Genomic DNA, 15130 nt, shown 5'->3' with positions numbered 1-15130 from the left:
TCTAACCCCGGTCGGGCCAACGGTCAAACGACCGTGATTCTGAAAAGGGCAAGTGATGCAGGCAGATGTGGTTGTGATCGGCGGCGCGGTGATGGGATCTTCAGTCGCCTATTGGTTGACTGTGATGCAACCCGGTCTGGATGTGCTGGTGGTGGAGCCCGACACCAGTTTTGCCCATGCGGCGACCGCGCTTTCGGTGGCCTCGATCCGCCAGCAGTTCACCACGGCGGTGAATGTGGAAATCTCGCGCTTTGGCATTGGGTTCATCCGCGATTTCAAGGCGCGGATGGGGTTGGATCTGGGGCTGAAAGAGCAAGGCTATCTGTTCCTGTCGCAAACGGCGGAAGGCGCGCAGACGCTGCGCGCGGTGGCGCAGATGCAGCGCGACCATGGCGCCGCGACCGAAGTCTGGACGCCCGCGCAGATACAGGCGCGTTTCCCATGGCTGGAGGTGGGGGATCTGACGGCGGGGAGTTTTGGCACCCAAGGCGAAGGCTGGTTTGACAATATGGGCCTGTTGTCGGGCTTTCGCAGCATGGCCAAGGCGCAAGGCGCGCGCTTTGTGACCGACCGCGTGACAGGCCTGCGGATGGCGGGGGATCGTGTGGCGGGCGTGGTGCTGGAGCGGGCAGGCGAGGTGGCCTGCCGCCATGCGGTGAACGCGGCGGGCACCCGGGCGGCGCAGATTTGTGCGATGGCAGGGCTGCCTTTGGCGGTGGAGCCGCGCAAGCGCACGGTGTTTGTGATTGATGCACCCAATGCGCGTCACCCGGATGCGCCTTTGCTGGTGGATGCGGGGTTCTATCTGCGTCCTGAGCAGAACCACTGGATCACCGCCACGGTGCCACAGAACGACGGACCCTGCGCCCCCGATGATTTCGAGCCAGATCTGGGCCTGTTCGAAGAGGTGATCTGGGAACAGCTTTACGCCCGCGCACCGGGTTTTGACGCGGTAAAGGTGGTGCGCCATTGGGTTGGCCATTACGATTACAACACGCTGGATCAGAACGCGGTGCTGGGGCCCCATCCCGAGGTGCCGAACCTGCATCTGTGCAACGGCTTCTCGGGCCATGGGCTTCAGCAATCGCCCGCGGTGGGACGCGGCATTGCCGAGCATATCCTGACGGGCGGCTGGCAGAGCATCGACCTGAGCGATCTGGCCGCCGAGCGCATGGTGGCGGGCCGCGCGTTCCGCGAGCTGGCGGTGGTTTAAGCGCGCGCGGTTTCACAGCGCGGCAAGTTGCGGGTGGCGCGCGCGAGGGCGGGCGCCAGCGCTTGCATGGCATCATACATCGTCAGATGCACGGCGCCGGACAGATCCTGAAGCAAAGCGGTGCGCCGCAGACGATCCATCACCGGACCCTTGACCTCGGCCAAATGCAGCGAGACCCCGGCATCGTGCAGACGGGCATTGCTGGCCTCGAGACTTTCGACGGCGCTGCTGTCGATGTCATTCACCGCGACACAGTTGAGCACCACATGGCGAATGCGGGGATCATCGGCCACAGCGGCAAGCAGCGTGTCTTCGAGAAAGCGGGCATTAGGGAAATAAAGCGCCTCGTCGATGCGCAAGGCCAGAACCTCGGGCGTGGTAACCACATCGTGGCGCAGCACGTTGCGATAATGTTCGGTGCCCTGAACTTGACCGATGACGGCCACATGCGGTTTCGAGGTGCGGTAAAGGTGCAAGAGCAGCGACAGCGCAACACCGGCGGCGATGCCTGCCTCGACCCCGAGGCCGAGCGTCAGCAGGATGGTGGTGGCCATGGCGGCGAAATCGGCGCGGTTGATGGCCCAGACGCGCCGGAGCGCCGCCAGATCGACCAGACCCAGCACCGCCACGATGATGGTGGCGGCGAGTGTGGCTTTGGGCAGGTGAAAGAGCAGGGGGGTGAGAAAGAGGGTGGCCAGCGCAATGGCGATGGCGGTAAAGGCACCCGCCGCAGGGGTTTGCGCCCCGGCGTCGAAATTCACCACCGAGCGGGCAAAGCCGCCCGTGACGGGAAAACCACCGGAAAGCCCGGCGCCGATGTTGGCGGCCCCCAGCGCCACCAGTTCCTGATCGGGGTCGATGCGCTGACGGCGTTTGGCCGCAAGGGTTTGCGCGACGGACACGCTTTCGACATAACCCACCAAGGAGATCAGCGCGGCGGGCAGCAGGATGGCCTGCCAGAGTGCAGGGTCCAGCGGCGGCAGTGCTGGCATCGGCAGGCCCGACGGGATGTCGCCCACGACGGCAACGCCGCGCGCCTGCAAACCAAAGGCCCAGCTGGCCACGGTGGTCAGCGCCACCGCCAGCACGGGTGCCGCACGCACCAACACGGCTGCGGTGCCGGGCGCGACACCCAACTTCAGCAAAGCGGGTTTGAGCCGGGTCCGGGCGGCCCAGAGAAAGCCAAGCGCCGCGCTTCCGATCAGCAGCGTGATGGGAGCCAGATCTGGCAATCCGTCGGCGATGCCCTGAACGATGTGCGGCAGCGTATGGCCCGGCGCGGAAATGCCCAAGAGTGCGGGCAATTGACCCACCGCGATCAACACCGCCGAAGCGCTGATGAAGCCTGAAATCACAGGATGGCTGAGGAAATTGGCGATGAAGCCCAGTCTGAGCAGCCCCATGGCCAAAAGCATCAGGCCCGAAAGCACCGCCATGGCGATGGCCGCGCCCAGATATTCCGCTGTGCCCGGTGCGGCGATCTGGCCCACGGCGGCCGCTGTCATCAGGCTGACCACCGCGACCGGACCCACGGCCAGCGTGCGTGACGTGCCGAAGATCGCGTAGAGTAGCAAAGGCGCGATGGAGGCATAGAGACCCACCTGAGCCGGCAGGCCTGCCAGCAGCGCATAGGCCAGAGACTGCGGGATCAGCATGATCGTCACGATCACCGCCGCCATCAGATCGGCACCAAAGGTCAACCGATCATAGCCGCGCACCCAGTCAAGGATCGGAATAGGACGGAACATCGCGTTCTCCACATGTCTGGAGAGACTCATAAGGGCGGCAATGACACATATCAAGATGTGAATGTGTTTGTGGGAACCGAAGCTGGAGCACGGCAGATTTGTCTTTTTATTACATAATATGGATTATCGGATTCACGTATTTGCGTTCACAAAAGTCTCCCCCGCGGGACTGATGCGTGACGTTCGTCTTATAATCCCTGCCGATCGCACGGTCGATCCTGTATGGGCGCTGTGGTGAGCTTGAGACATCCTTCTCTGTCGAAACGCTTGTGGTGCGGGATGGTTGGGATGCACTGACAGAAGGCTGCGGATAGGCTCGGCCGGTTTTGTCGCAGTGGCACCTGCGTGGTCGGTGGTTTCCGGCTTGCTTGCTTGAAACAGCCTTTCTGCTGCCAGAACCGAGACTTGTGGCCTCTCCTGACTGTGGTGGCGCAGCCAGATCTGCGGGTTTGGCGTGGAGAGAGGCGCGCGGCCCCGGTGCGGGACAGAACCCCGAAAGGCAATGCGCGCAAGGCGAAATGCTTGCAGAAACCAAGAGCGTCGTGGAGCCCTGCAAAGCGCATGGGCGACTGCGACTGGCCAGAACACCATGTCAAGAAGGGTGGCGCACCCAGCACGATTCGAACGTGCGACCTTTGCCTTCGGAGGGCAACGCTCTATCCAGCTGAGCTATGGGTGCCTGAGGGTTCTATAGACGTGATCTTTACGGGCTGCAACGGGAAAGGGAATGGCATCCCCTGCCCTAGCCAAAAATCTCGTGGCAGAATTCAAGCGCGCTGACCAAGGCATCAACCTCGGCCTCGGTGTTGTACATCGCGAAGGAGGCGCGACAGGTGGCGCCGACGCCCAGATGGGCCATCAGCGGCATGGCGCAATGCGTGCCGGCGCGCACGGCAATGCCGCGCTTGTCAAGGATGGTGCTGATGTCATGCGCATGGGCGGCGCCGTTCAGCGTGAAGCTGAAGATCGCGCCCTTGCTGGCAGAATTGCCTTGGATGTTCAGCCAGTTGAGGCCGGACAACCGCCTTTGCGCATAATCTCGGAGGTGCCGTTCATACGCGGCGATCCGGTCCATCCCGAGATCCATCAGATAGTTGAGCGCCACGCCCAACCCCGTTTGCTGCACGATCCCGGGCGTGCCAGCCTCGAATTTCATCGGCGCGTCATTGTAGCTGACGCTGTCGCGGCTGACCTCGCGGATCATATCGCCGCCGCCAAGGAAAGGCCGCATCTCGGCCATCCTGTCCCGGTGAATGAAGATCGCCCCGGAACCGCTTGGCCCGTAAAGCTTATGCCCGGTGATGGCGAAGAAATCGCAGCCCATCGCCTGCACATCCACCGGCATATGCACCGCCGATTGCGAGCCATCCACCAGCGTGGCGACGCCGCGCGCGCGGGCCGCTTGGCAGATGCTGGCGACATCGACCACTGTGCCCAGCACGTTCGACATCTGGGTGATGGCCACCAGTTTGGTGCGGGGGCCGATGGCATCGATCACCGCCTGCGGGTCAAGATCACCATTGGCATCACAGTCCACCCATTTGAGCACCACGCCCTGCCGTTCGCGCAGGAAATGCCAAGGCACGATATTGGCGTGATGTTCCATGATGCTGAGCACGATCTCATCGCCCGGTTCAAACCGCGGCGCGGCCCAAGCATAAGAGACCAGATTGATCGCTTCGGTGGTGCCGGTAGTGAAGACGATTTCTTCTTCCGATGCCGCGTTCAGAAAGCGCGCAATGGTGCCACGCACGGCTTCGTATTTGTCAGTCGCAAGGTTGGAAAGGTAGTGCAAGCCCCTGTGCACATTGGCGTATTCCATGGAATAGGCCGTGGTCACCGCATCGATCACACATTGCGGTTTCTGTGCGCTGGCGCCGTTGTCAAGATAGACCAGCGGCTTGCCGTTCACCTGACGCGACAGGATGGGAAAATCGGCGCGGATCTTGCTGAGATCAAAGGACATCATGCCACCGGAGCCATGAAGGGAACGAGCACAAGGGCGAGGAAGAAGCCGAAGGCCAAAAGCGTGAGGAGCACCCCGAAAAAGGTGAGGAGCACGGATTTGAAGCCGTGAAGTTCGGCGATGAAGTTGCTGAGAAGCCAGAGGAAAACGCCCACCGACAGGTAGCCCACCAGCACGGAGGCGACGGGCAGCAAGAGCTGGGTGACAATCTGCACCACTTGCAGGATCAGCAAGATGAATTGCAGCCAGATCATCAGGATCAACGCGTCCTCGAACTGGCCCGTGCCGCCACGCCAGCGGCCGACCCCATGGATCACGAAGACCGCCCCCAGCATGAGCCCGCCTTGCATCACCGCGCTGGTGAGCGGGCTGGCCATGGCGCCTGCCATCGCCTGCTGCGCCTCGACCGGCATGAGGGCAAAGGCGAGATGCGCCAGAATGGCCGAAGCCACCGCCATCAGCGCCAGTGCCACCCAACGCGCGGTCATCGGCAGATTGGCCCGCATCACCATCCGCGCGCCTTCCCGCGGATTTTGCACGGTAAAGCGCGCAAGGGACAGCAGGGTTGACAGCGACAAGTCCATTCAGCGTTCCACTTCGATCAGGGCGAGTGCCCAGAAAACCAGAAAGGCCACCCCGGCCAGCGTGCCCACCGCTGTGAGCCCCGGGCCGGGGCCGATCATCCCGGCCACAAGGCCTTGGAGCAGCATCAGCGGTGTGACCGCCACCAAAGACCAGAACAGCGCGATGCGCGCGCCATACCAGCTGCCCTTGCCGCCGAAGGCGCGCGCCACAAGCCGGCTGAGTGCGGCCAGCCCATACCACAGCGGCACCGTCGCCAACAGCGCCAGCGCGATGGCAAGAAGTCGCGGGGCAACCGGGGTGCCGCCATCCTCAAACGCCGCGCGTGACGCAGAGGGCCATTGCGCGACAAAGGCCAGCACCAGAAAGGACGCCAGCAACGCAAAGGCAAAGGGTTCTGACTGGCCGCGCGCAAGGTGCCTGCGCACCACGACACGCGGCCGCCGCCAGCTTTCCACGATGTCTGTCGTGATCGACATCAGTGTTCGTGGCGTTGCAGCCAGCCTTCCAGACGGCTGCGGATGTCTTCGGCAATGGTCTCGTCCTCGATCTCGTCGATCGCTTCGGCGAGGAAGGCCAGAACCAGCAGGCTTTGCGCCACCCGCTTGGGCACGCCGCGCGATTGCAGATAGAACAGCGCGGTTTCATCGATCGCGCCAGAGGTGCTGCCATGGCTGCACTTCACATCATCGGCGTAGATCTCAAGCTCGGGCTTGGCCAAGAACTGGCTGTCACCGTCGAGCAGAAGGCTTTGGCTGATCTGGTAGCCGTCGGTCTTCTGCGCGCCTTGCTTGACAAGGATCTTGCCTTGGAACACGCCCACGGCACCGTTTTTCAGCACTTTCTTGAACACCTGCCGGCTTTCGCAGCGCAGTGCCGCATGGGTGACAAACACGGTGTCATCATGATGGAAGGTGCCATCGCCGACCGCAGCACCCGCCACATGGGCCACGCCATCATCGCCCACCAGTTCGATGATCTGTTCATTGCGGGTGAGACAGCCATTGGCGGTGAGGGTGAAGGATTTGAACAGCGCCTTTTCGCCAATGCGCGAAAACACATGGGTGGCGGCGCGGCGTTCGTGATCGCGCCCTTGCGCACGGATGTGGTGGAAGCGCGCGCCATCGGCCACGTCAACCTCCATCACCTTGGTGAAACGGGCGGCACCGGGGCCGTTCTCGAGCACCGTCAACTCGGCCCCGGCATCGAGCTTGATGCAGTGGTGAATGAGCGCGTCCGAGGTTTCCGACCGGTGGTGATAGAGGAACGAGATCGGCATTGCAGCCTTGCCGGTGGCGCGGATCAAGAAGCCTTCGGTGGCATAGGCGGTGTTGAGCGTTGCCAGCGGGCGCTGCACCGGGTTCTGGCCCCGGGCTTCCAGCACGCCGTAAAGCTCGCGCGCCCAGTGGATATCCAGACCGTCGGCGGCGGAAAGATGCGTGATCTCGACCCCGGCAAGGCTGGGGTCGTCCGACTGCGCTGCATCAAAGACGCCATCGACAAACACCAGTTTCACCGCGTCGATGCCATCAAAGGCCGGAGCCTCATCGCCGGCGTCGAACAGGGCCGCCGGAACCGGGGCCTCTTGCGTGAGGCTCGTGGGATCGGTGTAGCGCCAGTATTCATCGCGCTTGCCGGGCAGGCCCATGGCCGCAAGGCGGGCTTCGGCATCACGCCGGGCGCTGCCCAGCCAACCCGTGCCTTGCGCGGTGAGCGTGGCCGTGCGCGCCTGCAGCGCGTCGGTTTTCGCTTGAGGCAGCGCCATCATTCCGCCTCCGCCAAAAGATCGGCGTAGCCGTTGTTTTCCACTTCCAGCGCCAATTCGGGGCCGCCGGACTTGATGATGCGGCCAGCGGCCATGATGTGGACGAAATCGGGTTTGATATGGTCCAGAAGACGCTGATAATGCGTGATAACAAGGAAAGACCGGCCTTCGTCGCGCAAGGCGTTCACGCCTTCGGACACCAGTTTCATCGCATCGACATCAAGGCCGGAATCGGTTTCGTCCAAGATGCACATCTTCGGCTCCAGCATCGCCATCTGGAGGATTTCATTGCGCTTCTTCTCGCCCCCCGAAAAACCCACATTGACCGGGCGCTTCAGCATATCGGCGTCGATCTTCAGGGTTTTCGCCTTGGCGCGCACGACTTTGAGGAAATCCCCCGCCGACAGCTCTTCTTCGCCGCGGGCCTTGCGCTGCGCGTTCACCGCGGTGCGCAGAAAGGTCATGTTGCCGACGCCGGGGATTTCCACCGGATATTGGAAGGCAAGAAAGAGGCCCGCCGCGGCGCGCTCTTCCGGTTCCATCTCCAGCAGTTCTTCGCCTTCCAAAGTGGCGCTGCCTTCGGTCACTTCATAACCGTCGCGGCCCGAAAGCACATAAGACAGCGTCGATTTGCCCGAGCCATTGGGGCCCATGATGGCATGCACTTCCCCTGCCCCGATCTTGAGATCGACACCCTTGAGGATTACCTTGTCCTCTTCTTCAAGTTTGACGTGCAGGTTTTTGATTTCCAACATTTTTCGGCCTCTTGGTATTCAGATTTGGCGCCGGGCGCCTTATTGCGGTTTCAGAAACCACCCCATGGCCCAAGCCAGTTTATCGGCAGGGATCGGCGTGGGTTCCAGATGGAATTCGGCCATGCGGCCATGCAGCGCGACGGGGCGAAACATCGCCTCGATGGCATGATAGGGCTCGCGCCCGGTGTAATCGTCAAAGAGCACCGTGACCGGGCGCGTGATGCGAAAGGCGGTGGCCAACAGGCAGGCCGGGCGAAAGCGGCCGTCGATCAGGACGAGATCGGGATGCTCAAAATCGGGATGATCCCAGATCTCAAGCGCATATCCAGGAAACCTGCGAAATGCCTTTGGCCCGGTCGGCATCCCCCATTTCCCGGTCGGGCCGATATCGGCGTGATGCAGCACCAGTTTGCCTTTGGCCGGGTGGCGCGTGAACCAGTCACGCATGCCTTGCAGCCATTCGGCATCGCTTTCGACCGAGAAAACCGTCTTGCCCATTTCGGCGGCCAGCACCGTAGAGCCGCCCGATCCATATTCCAGCACCACCTGTGCCGCGCGCAAGCCAGCGGCATAGGCCGCGGCTTCCACCTCGGGCATGGTCAACACCGGAGGTTCGGCCAATTCAACCAAGGCGCACCGCCGTGCCCGAGGCCGACACCATCAGCATCTGGCCGATCACCTCATAATCGAGGTCGACCCCCACCACCGCATTGGCGCCAAGGGCCGAGGCCCGCTCTTGCATTTCGCGCAGCGCGGTTTCGCGGGCATCCGCCAGCTTTGCCTCATACGCGCCAGAGCGGCCCCCGATGATATCGGTGATCCCGGCAAAGAGATCGCGCACGATATTGGCGCCCATGATCGCCTCACCGGTCACGATGCCTTTGTAATCGGCAATCTGATAGCCTTCGACATTATGCGTGGTTGTGACGATCATCGCCCAACTCCTTGAGATCCCGGGTTTATCCGACAGAGCCTTCCAAAGAGATGGCCACAAGCGCCTGCGCTTCCATCGCGAATTCCATCGGCAGCGCTTGCAGCACGTCCTTGCAGAAGCCGTTGACCACCAGAGCGACCGCCTCTTCTTCGTCCATTCCGCGCGAGCGGCAGTAGAACAGTTGATCTTCGTCCACCTTGGACGTGGTCGCCTCATGCTCCACCCGGCTGGAGTTGTTCTTGACCTCGATGTAGGGCACGGTGTGCGCCCCGCATTTGTCGCCGATCAGCAGGCTGTCGCATTGGGTGTAGTTGCGGCTGTCGATGGCCTTCGGGTGCATGGACACCTGCCCGCGATAGGTGTTTTGCGCGCGCCCTGCCGAAATGCCCTTGGACACGATGCGCGATTTGGTGCGCTTGCCCAAGTGGATCATCTTGGTGCCGGTGTCGGCCTGCTGGGCGTTGTTGGCGATGGCGATGGAGTAGAATTCGCCTTGGGAATCGTCGCCGCGCAGGATGCAGGACGGGTATTTCCAGGTGATCGCAGAGCCGGTTTCAACTTGGGTCCACATCACCTTGGCGCGGGCCTCACGGCAATCGGCGCGTTTGGTGACGAAGTTGTAGATGCCGCCGACGCCGTTTTCATCGCCCGGATACCAGTTCTGCACGGTGGAATACTTCACCTCGGCATCTTCAAGGATCACGATTTCCACCACGGCGGCGTGCAGTTGGTGGGTGTCGCGCTTGGGCGCGGTGCAGCCTTCGAGGTAGCTGACATAGCCGCCCCGGTCGCAGATGATCAGCGTGCGCTCGAACTGGCCGGTGTTTTCGGCGTTGATGCGGAAATAGGTCGACAGCTCCATCGGGCAGCGGGTGCCCGGCGGGATGTAGACAAAAGACCCATCCGAAAAGACGGCGGAATTGAGCGTGGCGAAGAAATTGTCGGATTGCGGCACCACCGAGCCCAGATATTTCTGGACCAGTTCAGGATGTTCGCGCACGGCTTCGGAAATCGAGCAGAAGATGACGCCCGCTTTGGCGAGTTCCCCTTTGAACGTGGTGCCCAGCGAGACGGAATCGAACACCGCGTCCACCGCGACCTTGCGCTCTCCGCCTTCGGGCGCTTCGACACCCGCCAAAAGGGCCTGCTCCTTCAACGGGATGCCCAACTTCGCGTAGGTGGCCAGAAGTTTGGGATCAACCTCATCCAGCGACTTGGGCTTGACGTCCATGCTTTTGGGTTTGGCGTAGTAATACTGATCCTGATAGTCGATGGCCGGATAGTCGAGCATCGCCCAAGTCGGTTCTTCCATCTTGACCCAGCGCCGATAGGCCGCAAGACGCCACTCCAGCATCCATTGCGGTTCCTCGTTCTTGGCACTGATCAGGCGCACGATATCTTCGGACAGGCCCTTGGGCGCATAGTCCATCTCGATATCGGTTTCCCAGCCATGCTTGTATTTGCCGGACATGGCCTGCACGGTTTCGATCGTTTCCCGATCCACACCCTCGCGCACTTCCAGTTCAACACCGTCCATAGGACTTTTCCTTTTTCTCGGGGCCTTGCGACCCGTTATTCATGCAGCGCGCGCGCGCGCCTTGCGATAGGCCGCGGCCCAGCTTTCGGCAAAGCGCAACGCATCGTCGCGCGTGATGCCGGGGCCCAGAGAGATGCGGATCGCCTGCGCGGCCAAAGCATCTTCAAACCCCATGGCCCGCAGCACCCGGCTGGAGCGCACCTTGCCGCTGGAGCAGGCAGAGCCCGCCGAAACGGCAAAGCCCGCAAGATCCATCGCCATCACCTGCGTTTCACCCTTCCAGCCGGGTGCGATCAGGCAAATGGTGTTCGGAAGCCGTGACGCTTCTTTTCCGACGGAAATAGTATCGTTTGCCAGATCGAACAATGCTGAATCTAGAATATTTCTAATTTCCGCCACCTCTTCCCAAACCCCGTTGGCCAGATCGCGGGCGGCGGCTTCGGCGGCGGCGGCAAAGCCTGCGATGCCGATCAGGTTTTCGGTGCCTGCCCGGCGACCCATCTCCTGACCGCCGCCACGCAACTGGGCCTGCGTCTCGATCCCCTGCCGCAGCACCAGCGCGCCGATGCCCTTTGGCCCGCCGAGCTTATGTGCCGAGATGAGCCCCATGTCGCAGCCGAGCCAGTTGAAGGCGAAGGGCACCTTGCCAAAGGCTTGCGTAAGGTCTGACAGCGCGAGGCCTTCGGGCAAGGATTGCAGAATGCCGGTTTCAGAATTGGCGAGCTGGACCGCGCATTCACGCGGGACACGGGCCTCGATGCGCCCGTCGGCATCGACCGGCAGCAAAGCCTCGCACCACGCCAGCACGGCATCATGCTCGACTTCGGCGCAGGCCAGATCCCGCCCGGCAGAGGCAAGGGCAGCGGCTTCGGTGGCACCGGAGGTAAAGACGATATCAGCCCCATCGGCCCCTAGGGCGGCGGCAATGCGCGCGCGGGCGTTTTCGATCAGAGCCTTGGCCGCGCGGCCTTCGGCATGGACGCTGGAGGGGTTGCCGACAATCTCCATCGCCGCGACCATCGCCGCCCGCGCCTCGGGGCGCAGCGGTGTGGTGGCGTTCCAGTCAAGATAAAGCCGCATCGTCCTGTCCTTCCTGCACGATTTTTCTGCGAAAAATCGGGGTTCAGTCTTCATCCACCACGCGGAACAAGGCCGGCACCGCAGGGCAAGGGCGCATCTCGTTGCGGATCACATCGGAAAGCCTTGTCTGGTGCAAAAACACATAGACGTTGGCGCTGAGCCCTTCCCAGAGGCGATTGGTGAGGCTTTGCGCCCGGGTGCCCGAGACGCCGCCGGACGCCCCTGCCCCCGTGTGCAGCGCATCGACGGTTTCTTCGACCGCCTCCATCACCTCGGACACCCGGATGTCTGACGGGCTGCGCGCCAGTTTGTAGCCGCCACCGGGGCCACGCACGGCCTCGACCAGACCAGCGCGGCGCAGCTTGACGAAGAGCTGTTCCAGATAGGGCAAGGAAATGTCCTGCCGCTTGGCGATGGCGGCGAGCGACACCAGATCTTCGGACTTGGCTTCCATCAGCGCCAGATCGGAAAGCGCGACCATTGCATAACGGCCTTTGGTCGAGAGTTTCATCTTTATACCCCTGATTGGCGGCATTACCGCCCGCAAATGGATTGACGCGGAACACAGGGGCCATTACCTGAATTTGACCCTTGGGCTCGCTGGCCGCTTTCGTGGCCTGCGTCGCTTTAGAACGGTTCTAGATATGCTAAGCGTTTTCGTCAAGAATGCGCTCGGCCGAATGACAGGCAGGAAACATATGCCCGAAGTGATCTTCGCTGGCCCGGAAGGCCGACTTGAAGGCCGATACCACCCGCAAAAAGATCGGGATGCCCCCATCGCCATCGTGTTGCATCCGCATCCGGCCTATGGCGGGACGATGAACAACAAGGTGGTGTATAACCTGCACTATGCCTTTTACAACTTGGGCTTTACCGTGCTTCGGTTCAATTTCCGCGGCGTGGGGCGCAGCCAAGGCGAGTATGACCAAGGCATCGGCGAATTGTCGGATGCCGCCTCGGCGCTGGATTATCTGCAATCGATGAACCAGAACGCCAAGCATTGCTGGGTGGCGGGGTTCAGCTTTGGCGCGTGGATCGGGATGCAGCTTTTGATGCGGCGGCCCGAGATCACCGGGTTTATCTCGGTCGCGCCTCCGGCGAACCTTTATGATTTCTCGTTTCTGGCACCCTGCCCTTCCTCTGGGTTGATCATCAACGGCAGCGCCGACAAGGTGGCGCCGCCCAAGGACACCAAGGCGCTGGTGGGCAAGCTGCATGAGCAGAAGGGCATCACCATCACCCATACCGAGATCGAAGGCGCGGATCACTTCTTCAAGGATGAAGAGGCGCATATGAAGCCGATGATCGGAACGGTGTCGGATTACGTGCGCCGCCGTCTGGGTGAGGCGTCGCGGTGAGCGATTTCATCCAAGATCTGGCCGATGGCCTTGCCCGCGATGTGCTGGCAGGGTCGGTCGATCTGGATGATCCGTATTTCTATGAGCAGGTGGCGAAGGTGGTGGGCGCGTCCTCTCCCACTTTGCAAGAGGCTTTCCTGACTTCGATCCGCATCCGGCTGGCGGAAAAGCGCGGGCGCGAGTTCCTGAACAAGGCGCTGGCGGCGAAACGGGCGGGCACGAAGCCGCCCGAGGCCCCGCGCGAGGCCGAAAAAGGCGGGCATTGACGCGATGGAGGCCGGGGCACGGCTGGAGGCGCAGTTTGCCTTTCTGAATGAGGCCGACCGGCTGAAATCGGTGCTGCGGGCCACCACATTGGTGGATGGATCGCGGCCCGAGAATTCGGGCGAGCATTCCTGGCATCTGGCGCTTTACGCGCTGATCCTTGCGGATCAGGCCGGTGCGGACGTGGACATCAACCGGGTGATCCGGATGCTGTTGATCCATGATCTGGTTGAGATCGACGTGGGCGATGTGCCGATCCATTCGGCCGATGGTCTGGCGCATGGGTCGGCAGACACGGTGGCGGCCGAGGCGCGGGCGGCGGAGCGGATTTTCGGCCTGCTGCCGCAGGATCAGGGCATGGCCTTGCGCGCCCTGTGGGAAGAGTTCGAAGCCGCCGAGACACCCGATGCGGTCTTTGCCAAAAGTCTGGACCGGGTGCAGCCGGTGATGGCCAATCTGATGTCGGGCGGCGGCACTTGGACCACCTATCAGGTCACCCGCGCGCAACTGGAAAGCCGGGTGGGTGTGAAGATCGCACGCGGGGCCCCTGCCCTTTGGGATTGGGTCAAGGCCAAGGTGGCGCCGTTCTTCGCCTAGCGCGTCTTTTCGGTATGCCATTGCATACAAGGCTTCCCACACGCGCTGTCTTGCGTTATAGACGCGGCAACCGAATCCAACGCTGAAAGGGCCGATCATGACCAAAATCAAGGTGGATAACCCCGTCGTCGAACTCGACGGCGATGAGATGACCCGGATCATCTGGGACTTCATCAAGCAAAAGCTGATCCTGCCCTATCTCGACATTGACCTGAAGTATTACGATCTGGGGATCGAGGAGCGTGACCGCACCAATGACCAGATCACCATCGACTCGGCCGAGGCGATCAAGAAATATGGCGTGGGCGTGAAATGCGCGACCATCACCCCGGATGAGCAGCGGGTGGAGGAATTCGGCCTGAAACAGATGTGGAAGTCGCCCAACGGCACCATCCGCAACATCCTGGGCGGCGTGATCTTCCGCGAGCCGATCATCTGCAAGAACGTGCCGCGCTTGGTGCCGGGCTGGACCCAGCCGATCGTGGTGGGCCGTCATGCCTTTGGTGACCAGTATCGCGCGACCGATTTCAAATTCCCCGGCGCGGGCAAGCTGACGATGAAATTCGTGGGCGAAGACGGCACCGTGATTGAAAAAGACGTGTATTCGGCGCCTTCGGCAGGCGTTTACATGGGCATGTATAACCTCGATGACAGCATCATCGACTTCGCCCGGTCGTCGATGAACTATGGCCTGCTGAAAGGCTGGCCGGTGTATCTGTCGACCAAGAACACCATTCTGAAAGCCTATGACGGGCGCTTCAAGGACCTGTTCCAGAAGGTTTACGAGGAAGAGTTCGCCGACAAGTTCAAGGCCGCCGGCATTCATTACGAGCACCGCTTGATCGACGACATGGTGGCATCGGCGATGAAATGGTCGGGCGGCTATGTCTGGGCCTGCAAGAACTATGATGGCGACGTGCAGTCCGACACTGTGGCGCAAGGCTTTGGTTCGCTGGGTCTGATGACCAGCGTTCTGATGACGCCCGATGGCAAGACGGTGGAAGCCGAGGCCGCGCATGGCACCGTGACGCGCCACTACCGCCAGCACCAGAAGGGTCAGCAGACCTCGACCAACTCGGTCGCGTCGATCTTTGCTTGGACCGGGGGTCTGAAGCACCGCGCCAAGCTGGACAACAACGAACAGCTGATGCGCTTCGCCACCACGCTGGAGAAGGTGACGGTGGCTGCGGTGGAAGATGGCCACATGACCAAGGATCTGGCGCTGCTGGTCGGTCCCGACCAGAAGTGGCTGACGACGATGGGCTATCTGGAAAAGGTGGACGAATACCTGAACAAAGCGCTGAAAGGCTGATCCAGCCTGATGCGGCAAG

General features: G+C 61.9%; 16 protein-coding genes and 1 tRNA gene. 5 read left to right on the top strand and 12 right to left on the bottom strand.

The genetic code is table 11. The features are described 5' to 3' along the window. Positions 1-55 precede the first annotated feature (55 nt). A complete protein-coding gene (locus CUR21_RS02615; RefSeq protein WP_100195459.1) occupies positions 56-1213 on the top strand; it encodes an FAD-binding oxidoreductase in 1158 nt (385 codons plus the stop codon). Here the strand turns inward: CUR21_RS02615 and CUR21_RS02610 are convergent. The 12 genes from CUR21_RS02610 to CUR21_RS02555 all read right to left on the bottom strand — a co-directional run bounded on the left by CUR21_RS02610 (position 1210) and on the right by CUR21_RS02555 (position 12091). Further along, positions 1210-2961 (bottom strand): SulP family inorganic anion transporter, encoded by a 1752-nt coding sequence (locus CUR21_RS02610; protein ID WP_232622657.1) that lies wholly within the window; start codon positions 2959-2961, stop codon positions 1210-1212. The genes CUR21_RS02615 and CUR21_RS02610 overlap by 4 nt on opposite strands. Positions 2962-3563: 602 nt before the next feature. Next, positions 3564-3640 (bottom strand) — tRNA-Arg (locus CUR21_RS02605). Positions 3641-3703: 63 nt separating this feature from the next. Next, positions 3704-4927 (bottom strand): cysteine desulfurase, encoded by a 1224-nt coding sequence (locus CUR21_RS02600; protein ID WP_100195614.1) that lies wholly within the window; start codon positions 4925-4927, stop codon positions 3704-3706. Then, positions 4927-5511, bottom strand: a complete 585-nt coding sequence (locus CUR21_RS02595; RefSeq protein WP_100195457.1) for a Yip1 family protein — start codon at positions 5509-5511, stop codon at positions 4927-4929. Before CUR21_RS02595 ends, CUR21_RS02600 begins: the two co-directional genes overlap by 1 nt. After that, a complete protein-coding gene (locus CUR21_RS02590) occupies positions 5512-5988 on the bottom strand; it encodes a YIP1 family protein (protein WP_100195456.1) in 477 nt (158 codons plus the stop codon). After that, positions 5988-7274 carry a Fe-S cluster assembly protein SufD gene (gene sufD, locus CUR21_RS02585; protein WP_100195613.1) on the bottom strand — a complete coding sequence of 429 codons (1287 nt, stop codon included), beginning with the start codon at positions 7272-7274 and terminating at the stop codon, positions 5988-5990. Before sufD ends, CUR21_RS02590 begins: the two co-directional genes overlap by 1 nt. After that, positions 7274-8029, bottom strand: a complete 756-nt coding sequence (sufC, locus tag CUR21_RS02580) for a Fe-S cluster assembly ATPase SufC (protein WP_100195455.1) — start codon at positions 8027-8029, stop codon at positions 7274-7276. The genes sufD and sufC overlap by 1 nt, the downstream gene beginning before the upstream one ends. A 39-nt stretch (positions 8030-8068) precedes the next feature. After that, positions 8069-8659: a hypothetical protein gene (locus CUR21_RS02575; RefSeq protein WP_232622656.1), complete on the bottom strand. Its 591-nt coding sequence runs from the start codon at positions 8657-8659 to the stop codon at positions 8069-8071. Beyond that, positions 8652-8963, bottom strand: coding sequence for a heavy metal-binding domain-containing protein (locus tag CUR21_RS02570; RefSeq protein WP_100195454.1), 312 nt, complete (start codon positions 8961-8963; stop codon positions 8652-8654). Before CUR21_RS02570 ends, CUR21_RS02575 begins: the two co-directional genes overlap by 8 nt. Before the next feature lie 25 nt (positions 8964-8988). After that, entirely contained in the window at positions 8989-10500 is a 1512-nt protein-coding gene (gene sufB, locus CUR21_RS02565; RefSeq protein ID WP_100195453.1) for a Fe-S cluster assembly protein SufB, read from the bottom strand. A 39-nt stretch (positions 10501-10539) separates the two neighbouring features. Further along, positions 10540-11580 carry a cysteine desulfurase family protein gene (locus CUR21_RS02560; RefSeq protein ID WP_100195452.1) on the bottom strand — a complete coding sequence of 347 codons (1041 nt, stop codon included), beginning with the start codon at positions 11578-11580 and terminating at the stop codon, positions 10540-10542. Positions 11581-11623: 43 nt separating this feature from the next. Beyond that, entirely contained in the window at positions 11624-12091 is a 468-nt protein-coding gene (locus CUR21_RS02555; RefSeq protein ID WP_100195451.1) for an Rrf2 family transcriptional regulator, read from the bottom strand. Between the two features lie 187 nt (positions 12092-12278). On the opposite strand from CUR21_RS02555, the gene CUR21_RS02550 reads away from it, so the two are divergent. The 4 genes from CUR21_RS02550 (at position 12279) to CUR21_RS02535 (ending at position 15111) form a co-directional block, all read left to right on the top strand. Continuing rightward, positions 12279-12938 carry an alpha/beta hydrolase gene (locus CUR21_RS02550; RefSeq protein WP_100195450.1) on the top strand — a complete coding sequence of 220 codons (660 nt, stop codon included), beginning with the start codon at positions 12279-12281 and terminating at the stop codon, positions 12936-12938. Then, positions 12935-13204 carry a hypothetical protein gene (locus CUR21_RS02545; RefSeq protein ID WP_100195449.1) on the top strand — a complete coding sequence of 90 codons (270 nt, stop codon included), beginning with the start codon at positions 12935-12937 and terminating at the stop codon, positions 13202-13204. Before CUR21_RS02550 ends, CUR21_RS02545 begins: the two co-directional genes overlap by 4 nt. A 4-nt stretch (positions 13205-13208) precedes the next feature. After that, positions 13209-13799, top strand: coding sequence for an HD domain-containing protein (locus tag CUR21_RS02540; protein WP_100195448.1), 591 nt, complete (start codon positions 13209-13211; stop codon positions 13797-13799). Positions 13800-13896: 97 nt separating this feature from the next. Next, positions 13897-15111, top strand: coding sequence for an NADP-dependent isocitrate dehydrogenase (locus CUR21_RS02535; protein ID WP_100195447.1), 1215 nt, complete (start codon positions 13897-13899; stop codon positions 15109-15111). The last annotated feature ends 19 nt before the right edge of the window (positions 15112-15130 follow it).

It is taken from the genome of Pseudorhodobacter sp. MZDSW-24AT, assembly GCF_002794355.1.
Classification (GTDB): domain Bacteria; phylum Pseudomonadota; class Alphaproteobacteria; order Rhodobacterales; family Rhodobacteraceae; genus Pseudotabrizicola.
The sequence above is the reverse complement of the archived record's forward strand: the minus strand, read 5'-3'. Positions and strand labels throughout refer to the sequence as shown.

Bases quoted from the DNA above. Each gene is read 5' to 3' on its own strand.
- CUR21_RS02610 (WP_232622657.1), bottom strand. From the start codon at position 2,961: ATGTTCCGTCCTATTCCGATCCTTGACTGGGTGCGCGGCTATGATCGG.
- CUR21_RS02535 (WP_100195447.1), top strand. From the start codon at position 13,897: ATGACCAAAATCAAGGTGGATAACCCCGTCGTCGAACTCGACGGCGAT.
- CUR21_RS02600 (WP_100195614.1), bottom strand. From the start codon at position 4,927: ATGTCCTTTGATCTCAGCAAGATCCGCGCCGATTTTCCCATCCTGTCG.
- CUR21_RS02550 (WP_100195450.1), top strand. From the start codon at position 12,279: ATGCCCGAAGTGATCTTCGCTGGCCCGGAAGGCCGACTTGAAGGCCGA.
- CUR21_RS02595 (WP_100195457.1), bottom strand. From the start codon at position 5,511: ATGGACTTGTCGCTGTCAACCCTGCTGTCCCTTGCGCGCTTTACCGTG.
- sufD (WP_100195613.1), bottom strand. From the start codon at position 7,274: ATGGCGCTGCCTCAAGCGAAAACCGACGCGCTGCAGGCGCGCACGGCC.
- CUR21_RS02540 (WP_100195448.1), top strand. From the start codon at position 13,209: ATGGAGGCCGGGGCACGGCTGGAGGCGCAGTTTGCCTTTCTGAATGAG.
- CUR21_RS02560 (WP_100195452.1), bottom strand. From the start codon at position 11,580: ATGCGGCTTTATCTTGACTGGAACGCCACCACACCGCTGCGCCCCGAG.
- CUR21_RS02615 (WP_100195459.1), top strand. From the start codon at position 56: ATGCAGGCAGATGTGGTTGTGATCGGCGGCGCGGTGATGGGATCTTCA.
- CUR21_RS02555 (WP_100195451.1), bottom strand. From the start codon at position 12,091: ATGAAACTCTCGACCAAAGGCCGTTATGCAATGGTCGCGCTTTCCGAT.
- CUR21_RS02590 (WP_100195456.1), bottom strand. From the start codon at position 5,988: ATGTCGATCACGACAGACATCGTGGAAAGCTGGCGGCGGCCGCGTGTC.
- sufC (WP_100195455.1), bottom strand. From the start codon at position 8,029: ATGTTGGAAATCAAAAACCTGCACGTCAAACTTGAAGAAGAGGACAAG.
- CUR21_RS02570 (WP_100195454.1), bottom strand. From the start codon at position 8,963: ATGATCGTCACAACCACGCATAATGTCGAAGGCTATCAGATTGCCGAT.
- sufB (WP_100195453.1), bottom strand. From the start codon at position 10,500: ATGGACGGTGTTGAACTGGAAGTGCGCGAGGGTGTGGATCGGGAAACG.